Source organism: Streptomyces aureus, assembly GCF_001418135.1.
GTDB classification, from domain to species: Bacteria; Actinomycetota; Actinomycetes; order Streptomycetales; family Streptomycetaceae; genus Streptomyces; species Streptomyces aureus_A.
Window position 1 is genome coordinate 1 of sequence record NZ_LIPQ01000049.1, and the last position, 13287, is coordinate 13287.

At 72.6% G+C, this 13287-nt stretch carries 12 protein-coding genes and 2 pseudogenes; 5 read left to right on the forward strand and 9 right to left on the reverse strand.

Features of this window, described 5'->3' with window-relative positions:
* Nucleotides 1-74 (reverse strand): annotated as a pseudogene (locus AOK00_RS41555) (YnfA family protein); the annotation flags it as partial.
* Between AOK00_RS41555 and AOK00_RS05810 the strand changes: the two are divergent.
* Complete coding sequence (locus AOK00_RS05810) at nucleotides 73-372, forward strand: YnfA family protein (RefSeq protein ID WP_055599239.1); 300 nt, start codon at nucleotides 73-75, stop codon at nucleotides 370-372. The pseudogene AOK00_RS41555 and the gene AOK00_RS05810 sit on opposite strands and share 2 nt — an antisense overlap.
* A gap of 131 nt (nucleotides 373-503) precedes the next feature.
* Here the strand turns inward: AOK00_RS05810 and AOK00_RS05815 are convergent, their stop codons facing one another.
* From AOK00_RS05815 to AOK00_RS05830, 4 genes are all read right to left on the reverse strand, one after another.
* Nucleotides 504-2441 carry an ABC transporter permease gene (locus AOK00_RS05815; protein WP_055599240.1) on the reverse strand — a complete coding sequence of 646 codons (1938 nt, stop codon included), beginning with the start codon at nucleotides 2439-2441 and terminating at the stop codon, nucleotides 504-506.
* Between the two features lie 82 nt (nucleotides 2442-2523).
* A complete protein-coding gene (modA, locus tag AOK00_RS05820) occupies nucleotides 2524-3348 on the reverse strand; it encodes a molybdate ABC transporter substrate-binding protein (RefSeq protein ID WP_055599241.1) in 825 nt (274 codons plus the stop codon).
* 89 nt (nucleotides 3349-3437) lie between these two features.
* On the reverse strand, nucleotides 3438-3824 hold the full coding sequence (locus AOK00_RS05825) for a TOBE domain-containing protein (RefSeq protein ID WP_055599242.1): 387 nt from the start codon (nucleotides 3822-3824) through the stop codon (nucleotides 3438-3440).
* Nucleotides 3825-4219: 395 nt separating this feature from the next.
* On the reverse strand, nucleotides 4220-5326 hold the full coding sequence (locus AOK00_RS05830) for a magnesium and cobalt transport protein CorA (RefSeq protein WP_055599243.1): 1107 nt from the start codon (nucleotides 5324-5326) through the stop codon (nucleotides 4220-4222).
* Nucleotides 5327-5476: 150 nt separating this feature from the next.
* Here AOK00_RS05830 and AOK00_RS05835 point away from each other — a divergent pair, with 150 nt between their 5' ends.
* Together AOK00_RS05835 and AOK00_RS05840 are read left to right on the forward strand one after the other, a co-directional pair.
* Nucleotides 5477-6592 (forward strand): winged helix DNA-binding domain-containing protein, encoded by a 1116-nt coding sequence (locus tag AOK00_RS05835; RefSeq protein WP_055599247.1) that lies wholly within the window; start codon nucleotides 5477-5479, stop codon nucleotides 6590-6592.
* Nucleotides 6593-6626: 34 nt separating this feature from the next.
* On the forward strand, nucleotides 6627-7073 hold the full coding sequence (locus tag AOK00_RS05840; protein WP_254047254.1) for an SUKH-3 domain-containing protein: 447 nt from the start codon (nucleotides 6627-6629) through the stop codon (nucleotides 7071-7073).
* A 34-nt stretch (nucleotides 7074-7107) separates the two neighbouring features.
* On the opposite strand, the gene AOK00_RS05845 is transcribed toward AOK00_RS05840, so the two are convergent.
* The gene (locus tag AOK00_RS05845; protein ID WP_055599245.1) at nucleotides 7108-7923 is read right to left on the reverse strand and encodes a helix-turn-helix transcriptional regulator; all 816 of its coding nucleotides are present in this window, start codon (nucleotides 7921-7923) and stop codon (nucleotides 7108-7110) included.
* A gap of 91 nt (nucleotides 7924-8014) precedes the next feature.
* Here AOK00_RS05845 and AOK00_RS05850 point away from each other — a divergent pair, with 91 nt between their 5' ends.
* Both AOK00_RS05850 and AOK00_RS05855 read left to right on the forward strand, forming a co-directional pair.
* On the forward strand, nucleotides 8015-9700 hold the full coding sequence (locus AOK00_RS05850) for an AMP-binding protein (protein WP_055599246.1): 1686 nt from the start codon (nucleotides 8015-8017) through the stop codon (nucleotides 9698-9700).
* The gene (locus AOK00_RS05855; protein WP_301554184.1) at nucleotides 9697-11385 is read left to right on the forward strand and encodes an AMP-binding protein; all 1689 of its coding nucleotides are present in this window, start codon (nucleotides 9697-9699) and stop codon (nucleotides 11383-11385) included. Before AOK00_RS05850 ends, AOK00_RS05855 begins: the two co-directional genes overlap by 4 nt.
* Here the strand turns inward: AOK00_RS05855 and AOK00_RS05860 are convergent.
* The 3 genes and pseudogenes from AOK00_RS05860 to AOK00_RS05870 form a co-directional block, all read right to left on the reverse strand.
* Nucleotides 11382-11960, reverse strand: a complete 579-nt coding sequence (locus AOK00_RS05860; RefSeq protein ID WP_254047255.1) for a GNAT family N-acetyltransferase — start codon at nucleotides 11958-11960, stop codon at nucleotides 11382-11384. The genes AOK00_RS05855 and AOK00_RS05860 overlap by 4 nt on opposite strands.
* Nucleotides 11961-11979: 19 nt before the next feature.
* A complete protein-coding gene (locus AOK00_RS05865) occupies nucleotides 11980-12783 on the reverse strand; it encodes a TIGR04222 domain-containing membrane protein (RefSeq protein ID WP_055599248.1) in 804 nt (267 codons plus the stop codon).
* A gap of 158 nt (nucleotides 12784-12941) precedes the next feature.
* Nucleotides 12942-13287, reverse strand: a pseudogene (locus tag AOK00_RS05870) (hypothetical protein); the annotation flags it as partial.

Below are 13287 nucleotides of genomic sequence, written 5' to 3' on the forward strand. Positions count from 1 at the left end.
CAGACGAGCCAGGCGCCGCCGATCTCGAAGAGGGCGGCCACCGCGAACAGGGCGACGGAACGAGCGACAGTCATGATCCGTGAGCCTACCGGCGGCGCCTGGCTCGTCTGGCAGGGCGTCCGCGAGCACAAGGGCTGGGTCTGGATCGGCGCCGGAGTCATCGCCCTCGGCCTGTACGGGGTGGTGGCCACGCTCCAGTCCGACGACGACTTCGGTCGCATCCTCGCCGCGTACGGCGGGATCTTCGTGGCCGGGTCGATCGCCTGGGGCATGGTCGCCGACGGCTACCGCCCCGACCGCTACGACGTCGTCGGCGCGCTGGTCTGCCTCGCCGGCATGGCCGTCATCATGTACGCGCCGCGCGGCGACTGACCTCCCGCGAACCCTCGACCGTCAGCACCACCGGCGCGCGCCTCCTGCCGGGACTCCCTCGTTCCCGACGAGCCGCGAAGACCGTCCTGCGGCGGCCGCGCCGCCGCAGGACCCTCGAAGCGCCGAGCCCCTCACAGCGGCACGATCGTCGCCTCCGTCGCCTTGACGCTCGCCCAGACGGACACCCCGTCGGCGAGGCCGAGTTCGGCCGCCGACTGCGGTGTGATCTCGGCGACGAGGTCGGGGGCCCGGTCGGAGGTGATCAGGACGCGGAGCCGGCTGCCGCTCGCCGTGATCTCGCGTACGGTGCCGGGCCAGACGTTACGGGGGCTGCCCGCCGGCCTCTCGCGGTGGACGGCCACCGACTCGGGCGCGACGATCGCGAGCGCGGGGGTGCCGGGCGGCGGCGGGTCGGTCGCGACCAGGGTGCCGCCGCCGTCCAGCGCGAGGCCCTCCGGGGTCGCCGTGCCCGGCCAGGCGTTGCGGCCGAGCATGCGGGCGACCCAGGGGGACCGGGGGTGCCGGGTGACCTCGGCGGGGGCCGCGTCCTGGAGGGCCCGGCCCTCGTCGAGGACGAGGACGCGGTCGGCGAGCGAGACCGCTTCGACCGGGTCGTGGGTGACGATCAGACAGACGCCGCCGAAGCCGGTGAGGTGGGTGCGCAGGGTGTGGCGTACATGGGCGCGGGTGGTCTGGTCGAGCGCGGCGAGCGGTTCGTCGAGGACGAGGAGCCGGGGCCTGGCGGCCAGCGCCCGGGCCAGGGCGACGCGCTGGGCCTGCCCGCCGGAGAGCTGGCTCGGCCGGCGATGGGCGAGCGGGCCGACTCCGAGCCGGTCGAGCCAGGTCCGGGCCTCGCGCCGGGCCTCGGCGCGTCCGACGCCCTGGGCGCGGAGTCCGTACGCCGTGTTGGCGAGGGCGCTCATGTGCGGGAACAGCGCGCCGTCCTGGGGGACCCAGGCGACATGCCGTCGGTGCGGGGGCAGCGTGGTGACGTCCTCGTCGCCGAGCCGCAGGTCGGCGTGGGCGCGGGGGGTGAGGCCGAGCAGTGCGCGCAGCAGCGTGGTCTTTCCGGCTCCGTTGGGGCCGACGACGGCGATGGTGGTGCCGGGGGCGGCGTCCAGGGTGAGTCGGGTGAAGCCGGTGACCTCGGCGTGCAGCGCCCAGCGTCCGGTGTCCTTCGGCCGGGCGGGCGCGGGAGGAGACTGCGGGACGGGCGCCGGCTCCTCCCGCCCGGCACCCGGGGCGGGGCGGGGACGACGGTCCGAGGGCGCCCCCGTCCACCGGCCGCGCAGGGCGATCAGTACGCCCATGGCGATGGCGAGGAGCAGGAGCGAGACGGAGGTGGCGGCCTCGGGCTCGTCCTGGAGCAGCAGATAGACCTGGAGCGGCAGCGTCTGCGTCGTTCCCGGCAGGTTCCCGGCGAAGGTGATCGTGGCGCCGAACTCGCCCAGCGCCCGCGCCCAGGTGAGGGCGGCGCCCGCGATCAGGCCGGGCGCGACCATCGGCAGCGTGACGGTGAAGAAGACCCGTACCGGCGAGGCGCCGAGCGAGGCCGCCGTCTCCTCGTACCGGGGCCGCAGCCCGCCGAGCGCACCTTCCAGGCTGATGACGAGGAACGGCATCGCGACGAACGTGGCCGCGATCACGGCCCCCGAGGTGTGGAACGGGAAGACGACGCCGAAGGTGCTCTCGAGCCAGGGGCCGAGGAGTCCGCGCCGGCCGAAGGCGAGCAGCAGCGCCACACCGCCGACGGTCGGCGGCAGCACCATCGGCAGCAGGACGAGGGAGCGGACGAGGGCCTTGCCGGGGAACGGCACGCGGGCCAGCAGCCAGGCGAGCGGCACACCGAGCAGCAGGGAGAGCCCCAGCGCCCAGAACGACACGACGAGGGAGAGTTTCAGCGCCTCGACCGTGCCCGGCGAGCGCAGGTGGTCGGCGAGTTCGCCCCACTCCGTCCGGACGAGGATGCCGAGCAGCGGCAGGGTCAGGAAGGCCACGGCCAGCAGCGCGGGCAGCGCGAGGATCAGGGGCGGCCGGGTGCTGGCCGTGCGTACGCCTGCTCGTTTCATCGACGACCCCGAAGACATGAGGGAGGAGGGCTGCCCGTTCCCCCGGGACGGGCAGCCCTCACGATCTGGTGATTCCGGCCGGCTACGGCTTCTGGAAGCCGGCGTCCTGGAGGATCTTCTGGCCTTCGGGCGAGGAAAGCCAGGCGACGAAGGCTGCGGCCGCCTCGGCGTTCCCGGAGTCCTTGACCGTGGCGGCCGGGTACCTCGCGATGGCGTTCTGGTCGTCGGGGATCTCGACGGCGTCGACCTTGTCCGCGGCGCTCGCGGCGTCCGTCCTGTAGACGAGGCCGGCGTCGGCCTCGCCGAGTTCGACCTTGCTGAGGACGGCGCGCACGTTGGGCTCCTGGGAGACCGGCTTCACCGTGACCTTCCGGGCGTCCAGGATCTGCTTGCTGTACTTGCCGGCCGGAACCTCGGGGGCGGCGAGGACGACCTTGAGCCTGGTGTCGGCCAGGTCCTTCAGGTCGTCGACCTTGAAGGGGTTGCCCTCGCCGGTGGCGATCACGAGCCGGTTCTTCGCGATGATCGCGGGGGTGCCGGTGTCGGCCTTCACCTTGTCCATGCTCTTGGTGTCGGCGGTGACCAGGACGTCGGCGGGCGAGCCCTGCGAGACCTGCGCGACGAGCTCCTGCGAGCCGGCGAAGGAGAAGGTGAGCTTCGTGCCGGGGTGGGACTTCTCGTACGCCGCACCGGCGGTCTTGAAGACGTCGGTGAGCGAGGCGGCGGCGAGCACGGTCAGGTTCGCCGCGGGCGCGCCGCTCGCCGAGCCGGCGGCCGAGCCCGAGGGACCTGCGGCGTCCGTCGTGGTGTCGTCTTCGTTCCCGCAGGCCGCGAGCGGCACCAGCAGGGCGGCGGCGAGCACGGCCGCGGCGGTACGACGTCTGGTGGGGGTGAGCGGGAGGGACATGAGGGTCTGGACTCCTTGAGGGGAACGGAAGGTGCGGTGGGAGGCCGCCGCGCCGACGGCCGAGAAGCTCGGTACCGCGTGAGGGGTGGTCAGGTGCGGTCGATGTGCACGCTGGTCGACTTCACGCGGGCGGTGGCCTGCATGCCGACTTCCAGTCCCAGTTCCTCCACGGCCTCACGGGTGAGGAGGGAGACGAGCCGGTGCGGACCGGCCTGGATCGTGACCTGGGCCGCGACGTCGCCGAGCTTGATCGCCGTGACGATCCCCGGGAACGCGTTGCGCGCCGAGGTGTACGACACGTCGTCGTCGCCCTGAGCGATCTCCGCGGAGAACTCCGCGAGCGACTTCCCGTCAATGACGCGCCGGCCGCTCTCGTCGCGGTGGGTCGCCACCCGGCCCGCGTCCGCCCAGCGCCGTGCCGTGTCCGGGCTGACGCCCAGCAGACGAGCGGCCTGCCCGATCGTGTAGGACTGCATATGCGACACCGTAGGCCGGGTCCGATCTCATCTGCAACAACGTTGTGGGACTCTCCATTGCGAATGCGAGGGGACTTGGAGGAAGCGACGACGGCTCTCTGGGTGTCACTGGGTGATACCGGTATCTCGGACCTCGGACCCCGCCCGGCGGTCGAGGGTGAGCCGGACGCGGTCGCGGGTCGCCGGCAGCTCGGCGAAGCGGATGCCCGTGGCGTCCCGCAGGGCGTTGGTGAACGCGGGGCCGACCGGGTTGAACGGGCTCTCGCTCGCCGACGCTGTGGAACGTCACCGCGGGGCCGTGGTTGCCGTACGCGCCGGTGTGGGGCACGACCCGCATCCGCACGGCGGTCAGCGTCCCGTCGGCGCGGGCGCCCACCGTGATGCCGATGGCGTCGCTACAGCCAGTCCCGCTTCTTGAAGATGACGTACAGGCTCGTGCAGACCACGGCCATCAGCACGATCGCGAACGGATATCCGCCCGCCCAGTGCAGCTCCGGCATGTTGTCGAAGTTCATGCCGTAGATCGTTCCCACCAGCGTGGGGGCGAACAGGATGGCCGCCCACGAGGAGATCTTCTTGATCTCCTCGTTCTGCTCGAAGCCCGCCTCCGCCAACGCCCGCATCTCCGCGTTCTGTTGCTGGGTGACCAGGGTCGCGTTGACGGTGAGGATGTCCGCGAGTGCCTGGCGGAAGCCGTCGACGCGCTCGCTGGTGTGGGTGACGTGGTCCGCCACGTCGCGGAGGTAGCGCTGGAGTTCCTCGTCCGTGCCGTATTTGGCGAAGCCTGCCATCAGGCCGTGCAGCATGCCGACCAGCGGGCGGGTCGCGCGCTGGAACTCGACCATTTCCCGGGAGAGTTCGTAGATGCGGCGGGAGACCGCCGGGTCGCCGCCGAAGACCTCCGTCTCGATCTCGTCGATGTCGTTCTGGACGCCCGCCACCACCGGCGCGTAGCCGTCGACCACCGCGTCGAGGATCGCGTACAGGACCGCCTCCGGGCCCAGGGCGAGCAGTTCCGGGTCCTTCTCCATGCGGCGGCGGACCGTGGAGAGGTCCGGTGCCGCGCCGTGGCGGACCGTGATCAGGAAGTCCGGGCCCACGAAGATGTGGAGCTCCCCGAACTCGACCTCCTCCTGCGCGTCCAGGTAGCGGGCCGCCCGGAGGACCACGAAGAGCGTGTCGCCGTACCTTTCGAGCTTGGGGCGCTGATGGGCCTCCATCGCGTCCTCGACGGCCAGTTCGTGCAGGTCGAACTCGGCTGCCAGGGAGTGGAGTTCCTCTTCGGTCGGGCGCTGGAGGCCGATCCACGCCATGCCGTCCGGGTGCTCGCGCAGCTGTCGGAAGGTCTCCGCGAGCGTCGCCGGCGAGGAGACGCGGCGGCCGTCCCGGTAGAGGCTCGCCTGCACCACGCTCCGCCGCTCCTCCGGCGCCTCCGGAGCGGCGGTCGCGGGCGGCTCCGCCGGGGGGCGGCGCCATGCCTGGCGTGGGCGACGGTCGGACATCTCGTGCACCTCCTGAGTCTTCGGGAAGGATATATGGGGTTGGTTTCGGGTGAATGATGAGGGATTGGCGTCGGTGTTCCGTCCGTCGCGGTGGCACCGATATCACCTTGCGGACCGTATCTGTCCGCAAGGCCGGGTAGCGTGCCGATCATGGCCCTCAAGACGACCCACCCCGTGCTCGGTGTCCGCGCCCTGAACCGTGCCACGCTCGACCGCCAGCTGCTCCTCCGCCCCGCCTCCCTGGGCGTCACGGAGGCCGTCGAGCACCTGCTCGGCCTCCAGGCGCAGAACACCAAGCCGCCGTACTACGCGCTCGCCGCCCGCCTCGACGGATTCCGGCCCGAGCGGCTGTCCGCGCTCATGGAGTCCCGTGACGTCGCCCGCATCGTCACCATGCGCTCCACGGTGCACACCCACACCGCTCGCGACGCTGTCGCCCTGCGCGGGCTCGTCCAGCCCGGGGCCATCGACCGCGAGCTCGCCGTCTTCGTCTCCCGCGGGGGTCTCGACGGCGTCGATCTCGACCGGCTCGCCGAGATCGCCCGCGCGCTCGTCGCCGAACGGCCCCGCACGCCCAAGGAGCTGCGCGAAGAGCTGCTTCCACGGTGGCCCGACGCCGACCCGCAGTCGCTCTCCGTCGCCGCCCGCTGCCTCCTTCCTCTGGTCCAGGTCACCCCGCGCGGCCTCTGGGGGCGTGGCGGCCAGGTCGCGCTCACCACGACCGACCAGTGGTTCGACGATCCCGCCGACGGCGCCGCCGATCTCGACGAGACCGTGCTCCGCTACCTCGGCGCCTTCGGGCCCGCCTCCGTCAAGGACATGCAGACCTGGTGCGGCCTGACCCGACTCGGTGAGGCGTTCGAACGGCTGCGGCCCCGGCTCCTCGTCTTCCAGGACGAGCGCGGCACCGAGCTCTTCGACCTGCCCGACGCGCCCCGCCCCGACGAGGACACCCCGGCCCCGGCCCGGTTCCTTCCCGAGTTCGACAACCTGCTGCTGTCGCACGCCAACCGCAGCCGTGTCATGCCCACCGAGCACAAGGGCCGCACCTGGACCGGCAACCAGGCCCACCGAGTCTTCCTCCTCGACGGCTTCCTCGCCGGGCTCTGGCGCCTCGACGAGGGCAAGGACCGCACCACCCTCACCGTCGAGCCCTTCGCGCACCTGACGCGCGCCCAGCGCGCCGAGCTCACCTCCGAGGCCGAGCGGACCCTCCGGCTCATGACGCCGTCGGACATCCCGTACGAGATCGTCCATGCCGGGTGACGGCGGAGACGGCCGAGTGCCGAGGGAGGAAGCCGTGGCCGCCGCCCTCGCCGCGGCCGGCTGGCACCCGGGGCGCGACATCGGCGCGCGGCTGCCCGGACTCCTGGCGTTCGTCGTCGACCGGTTCGCCGGGGAAGGCCATCCGGTCGAACCGTTCTCCGCCGCTCGGGACTTCGTCCGGGAGTTCGGCGAATTGCGCCTGGAGATTCCGGGAACTCCACCGGCCGCCATCGGCTTCACCCCGCACTGGATCTACGAGGAGAGCGGCGAGGACGTCGCCGAGCTCGCCCGGAACCTGGGCAGGAGGCTGTTTCCCGTCGGATACGAGACGTTCGACGGGGCGATGGTCCTCGTCGACGACACCGGGCGCTTCTTCCTCCTGCACCACACCGGTCCCTATTTCCTGGGCCTGACCGCGCACGAGGCCGTCGGCTGTCTGCTGTACGGGCCCCAGCGGGAGGCACGGGACTTCTTCCGGTGACGTGCCGGCCGCCCGCGGCCGTCCCCGACGAGCCCTACGGCAGCGCCCCCGCCCTCCGTGCCGCCACCACCGCCTCCAGGCGGGTGTGCGCGCCCAGCTTGCGCATCGCCGAGCGCAGGTAGCCCTTGACCGTCTCCGGGCGCAGGCCGAGGCGGGTCGCCGCCGCCGCGTTCGTCGCGCCCGAGGCCACCGCCGCGAGGACGTCCGTCTCCCGGGGGGTCAGCGTCACCCCCGGCAGGGCGCGGGGTGCCCCCGAGGCCGTCTCCAGGCGGCCGCAGACCGCGAGCAGGCGTTCCCGCAGTTCCGGGTCCGGCACCTGAGGGGCCAGTTCGCGCAGCTCCCCGTAGGCCTGGCGGACCTCCTCCCACGACGGCCCCGAGGCCGGCGCGGTGTCGAGACGGCCGACCTCGTCCCGTACGGCCAGGGCCTGCTCCACGTCACGGGCCGCCGCGACCGCCGCGTCGAAGACCCGCTCGCCGATCGGCAGGGCGTCGCGCAGCGCCCCGTACAGGACACCGCGTACCTTGCGGCGTACGACGACGGGCACCGCGATCACCGAGCGCAGCCCCTCCGCCGCGACCGGGCCGTCGTACTCGTGGGTGATGTGCCGGGCCGAGGGGTAGTCCGTGACCGCGCACGGCCGGGACAGGGCCAGGCACTTGCCGCCGAGGCCCGATCCGGTCGAGATCGTCAGGCCGTGCAGCGCGGGCGTCACCGCCCCGCAGGTCTCGCCGATCCGCATCGCCCGCCCGTCCTGGAGCAGCCCGCCGAAGACCACGGGCAGTCCGCTGCCCCGGCGCAGCCGCAGCAGCGCCGCACGCAGCTCGGCCGTTTCCCTCTGCTCGGGCACGGGACCACTCCTTCACCCCCGAACGGGGGTAGTGAGACCTGGGTCACTGATTACACGATGTCCGAGGCGTGTCCCGCAACGAGGAGGACGAATGACGGCACAGAGCGCGACCGGTGCGACGGAGAGGTTCCGGGCGGCCCGGGACTTCCTGCTCCAGCACCGCGAGGACTACGAGACGGCCTACGAGGGATTCGCCTGGCCCCGGTCCGACCGGTTCAACTGGGCGCTCGAATGGTTCGACGTCATCGCCGAGGGCAACGGCCGGACCGCGCTCCACATCGTCGAGGAGGACGGATCCGAGACGAAGGTGTCCTTCGCCGAGATGTCCGCGCGCTCCAACCGCGTCGCGAACTGGCTGCGCGCCCAGGGAGTCCGCGCCGGCGACCGGATCATCGTGATGCTGGGCAACCAGGCCGAGCTGTGGGAGACCGTGCTCGCCGCCATGAAGCTGCGCGCCGTCGTCATCCCCGCCACCCCGCTCCTCGGCCCCGCCGACCTCCGCGACCGCGTCGAACGGGGCCGCGCCCGGCACGTCGTCGTGCGCGCCGAGGACACCGCCAAGTTCGACGACGTCCCGGGGGAGTACACCCGGATCGCGGTCGGCGGCGACGGCGTGAGCTGGCTGGGGTACGAGCACGCCGCCCGCGAGTCCGAGGTGTTCGAGCCCGAGGGCGTCACCCTCGCCGAGGACACCCTCATGCTGTACTTCACGTCCGGCACGACGGCCCGCCCCAAGCTGGTCGAGCACACCCACACCTCGTACCCGGTCGGGCACCTCTCGACGATGTACTGGATCGGCCTCAAGCCCGGCGACGTCCACCTCAACATCTCCTCGCCCGGCTGGGCCAAGCACGCCTGGTCCAACCTCTTCGCCCCGTGGAACGCAGAGGCGACCGTCTTCATCCACAACTACACGCGCTTCGACCCGGCCCGGCTGATGAGCGAGATGGAGCGCAACGGCGTCACCAGCTTCTGCGCCCCGCCGACCGTGTGGCGGATGCTGATCCAGTCCGACCTCGGCCTGCTCAAGACCCCGCCGCGCGAGGTCGTCGCCGCCGGCGAGCCGCTGAACCCCGAGGTCATCGAGTCCGTGCGGCGCGCCTGGGGCGTCACCATCCGGGACGGCTTCGGCCAGACCGAGACCGCCGTCCAGGTCTCCAACAGCCCCGGTCAGCGCCTCAAGGAGGGCTCCATGGGGCGCCCGAGTCCCGGCTTCCGGGTCACCCTCGTCGACCCGGTGAGCGGCCGGGCGGGCGTGGAGGAGGGCGAGATCTGTCTCGACCTGTCCACCAACCCGGTGGGCCTGATGACCGGCTACCACGGCGACCCCGAGCGTACGGCGGAGGCGATGGCCGACGGCTACTACCGGACCGGCGACATCGGTTCCAGGGACGCCGAGGGGTACATCACCTACATCGGACGCGCCGACGACGTCTTCAAGGCCTCCGACTACAAGATCAGCCCCTTCGAGCTGGAGAGCGCGCTCCTGGAGCACGAGGCCGTCGCCGAGGCCGCCGTCGTCCCCGCCCCGGATCCGCTGCGGCTCGCCGTCCCCAAGGCGTACGTCGTCCTCGCGGCCGGCTGGGAGCCCGACGCGGAGACCGCGAAGGCCCTCTTCGCCCACTCGCGCGCGGTCCTCGCCCCGTACAAGCGGGTCCGGCGCATCGAGTTCGCCGAGCTGCCCAAGACCGTCTCCGGCAAGATCCGGCGGGTGGAACTGCGCCGGCTGACCGCCGAGGGCGGCGGCAGCGAATTCGTGGAAGGGGACCTCGCATGACCACGTCCGGAACCGTCGCGCCCACCGGACTCTCCTACGCCCACGGGGTGTCGGAGACCCCGCTCCTCGGCGACACCATCGGCGCCAACCTGGACCGGGCCGTCGCCGCCTGGCCGGACCGGGAGGCACTCGTCGACGTGCCCACCGGACGCCGCTGGACCTACGCCCGATTCGGCGCCGACGTCGACCGGCTGGCCGGTTCCCTGCTCGGCAGCGGCGTGCGGAAGGGCGACCGGGTCGGCATCTGGGCGGTCAACTGCGCCGAGTGGGTCCTCGTGCAGTACGCCACCGCCCGGATCGGCGCGGTCATGGTCACCATCAACCCCGCCTACCGTCCCCATGAGTTGGCGTACGTCCTCAACCAGGCCGGGATCACCCTGCTCTTCGCCTCGCTCGCGCACAAGACGAGCGACTACCGGGCGATGGTCGACCAAGTGCGCTCCGAATGCCCGGAATTGCGCGAGGCGGTCTACTTCGGCGACCCGGGCTGGGACGCGTTCCTCGCCCGTACGCCGGGAGAGCCGCGCCCCGAGCCGCTCTCCTGCGACGAGCCCGTGAACATCCAGTACACCTCGGGGACCACGGGCTTCCCCAAGGGGGCCACGCTCTCCCACCACAACATCCTCAACAACGGCTACTTCGTGGGCGAGATGATCGCCTACTCCGAGCAGGACCGCATCTGCGTCCCGGTGCCCTTCTACCACTGCTTCGGCATGGTCATGGGGAACCTGGCCGCCACCTCGCACGGCGCCTGCGTGGTGATCCCCGCGCCCTCCTTCGACCCGGCCGCCACCCTCCGGGCCGTACAGGAGGAGCGCTGCACCTCGCTCTACGGGGTACCCACGATGTTCATCGCCGAGCTGAACCTCCCCGACTTCGCCACCTACGACCTGTCGAGCCTGCGCACCGGAATCATGGCCGGCTCGCCGTGCCCGGTGGAGGTGATGAAGCGGGTCGTCGCCGAGATGAACATGGCGGAGGTGTCGATCTGTTACGGCATGACCGAGACCTCACCGGTCTCCACCCAGACCCGCCGCGACGACGACCTGGAGCGCCGCACAGGCACGGTCGGCCGGGTCATGCCGCACGTCGAGGTGAAGGTCGTCGACCCGGCGACCGGCCTCACCGTCGAGCGCGGCACCGCGGGCGAACTGTGCACCCGTGGCTACAGCGTGATGCTCGGGTACTGGGACGAACCGGAGAAGACCGCGGAGGCGATCGACTCCGGCCGCTGGATGCACACCGGCGACCTGGCGGTGATCCGCGACGACGGCTACGTCCAGATCGTCGGCCGCATCAAGGACATGATCATCCGGGGCGGCGAGAACGTGTACCCGCGCGAGATCGAGGAGTTCCTCCACGGGTACGAGAAGATCGCCGACGTCCAGGTCGTGGGCGTGCCCGACGAGCGCTACGGCGAGGAGATCCTCGCCTGCGTCATCCCCCGCGACCCGGCCGATCCGCCCACCCTGGAGGACGTCACCGCCTTCTGCCGCGACCGGCTCGCCCACTACAAGATCCCGCGCCGGGTGGAGGTCCTCACCGAGTTCCCGATGACGGTGAGCGGGAAGGTACGGAAGGTGGAACTGCGGCAGCGGTACGGCGAGCCGGGCGGCGCTCCCCAGGACCTCGGCGAGCCGGGCGGCGCCGCCCAGGGTCTCGGCGAGCCGGGCGGCGCGGCCTAGGCCCCCCTCACTCCCTGCCGTGCCTCCCGCGCCTCCGGCACGCCCAGGTCCGCCGGGGCGTGCCGGACCTCCCGGCGCATGCACACCCGGGGCCAGACCGAGAGGCCATGGGCCGCCTCCGCGCGGCTGATGGCGCGCAGGCCCTCCGTCAGCGCCGGGTCGGAGTCGGTGAGCGGACGGAAGCCGAGCCGCGCGTAGTACGGCGCGTTCCACGGCACCTCGGTGAACGTCGTCAGGGTCAGCGCCGCCAGGCCCTGATCCCTCGCGGCCGCCGCCAGATGCTCGATCAGCGCCCGGCCGACGCCCCGGCGGGCGGCGTCCGGATGCACCGACACCTGCTCGATGTGGGCGGAGCCGTCGATCGTGTCGGCCAGCAGATACGCCACCGGGCGATCGGCGGTGTCCACCGCCACCCACGCCCGGCCCGCACGGCGATAGGACTCCAGGACGTCCAGGGGCAGCGGGTCGTCGTCGGCGATCGCCGCCATGCCGAGAGTACGGAACGGCTCGCCCGCCGCCCGTTCGATGTCCTGGAGCAGCGGGAGTTCGGCCGGTGCGGCCGCTCTGATGCGCATACGACAGTATGGCGCGGCCTCACCCCGAGCCGCTGCCCGGAATCGGACCACGATCCTGCGGCGGCCGGTTCCGGTCCGCCTCACCGGGCCGGTCGAGCAGCCCGCCGTCCCGCGAGAAGTGGGGCAGGAACAGCGCGAGCGCCGGATCGCCGTACAGCGCGACGTACAGCTGGACCAGCCTCCCGTCCGTCACCTCACGCCGATGCGCCGGCAGCGGGTACCGGTCCCGCAGCCCGGCGAGGAGCCGCCGCGCCGCCCGGGTCGACGGCGGCAGCCGCAGCAGCACCACCGTCGCGAGCAGGACGGGCAGGGCCCCGGCCGCCAGCGCCCCGGCCAGACCGGTACCGGTCGCCCCCGTCGCGTACGCCCCCGCCGCCACCGTCAGCGGGACGCAGCCGAGCAGCGCCCTGGCCGCCCACCACCGCGCCGGCGGCTGCAGCAGCCCCGCCCCGCGCAACTCGCGGCGCAGTGCGTCCACCGCCCGCCGCGCCTCGGGGCGCAGCGCCAGATCGCGCAACGCGAACGCCCGGTGGAGCGCCCCGTGCACCCCCAGCTGGACGGGGTCCCGGGTGCGGCCGGGGCCGCCGTTGGCCCGAATCGTATGTTTGCGACCCGCCGCGACCGCCCCGCGCTGGTGCAGTGCCACCAGCGCCACGGTGACGGCCGCCCGCCGTCCGCCCCGCAGCAGAGCCAGGGCCTGCGGCGGCGGCACGTCGTCCGGACGCGCCCCTTCGCTTTCCTTGCTGCGGGTTCGCAACAAGGCGACGGCGAGCAGCAGTTGGCCGCAGGCCGCTCCTATGAACCACCACATCCCCGTCGGCATGACGCCCACCCCCCGAAGGTGTTGTGCCCGGGGGAGCGTGATCGTCACGCGTGAATGGCCGGTTTCGGATGCCGAGGTGTTGGGGGCGCCACTCCTCAGGTGCGGGGCCCGTGACGGCGCCCGTGGACGCGCCCGGTCGGCACCCGTGGACGGCACCCTCAGAGGGCGCCCGAGGCGAGGTCGTCGGCGGCGCTGTTCACCGGCTGCGGGGTGCCGGTCAGATCGAGCACGAAGAGCGGAAGGCCGACCTCGGCGGCCCGCGACCGGGCATCCGGGGTGTAGCCGGCGAGCGAGAAGAACACGCTCACGGAGGAGGCGCTCAGTCCGTTCAGCCAGAGGCATTCGACGGCCCGGAGCCCGGTGGCCCGGGTGCTCGGGTCGACCTGCGCGACGAGCCCCGGCGCCCGCAGGTCCACCCCGGACGCGGGGCGTTCCTCTGGCTGGACCACGTCCCGGAATCCCAGCCAGCGCAGATATCCGGCGGCCGCGGCGACCGCGTCCCGC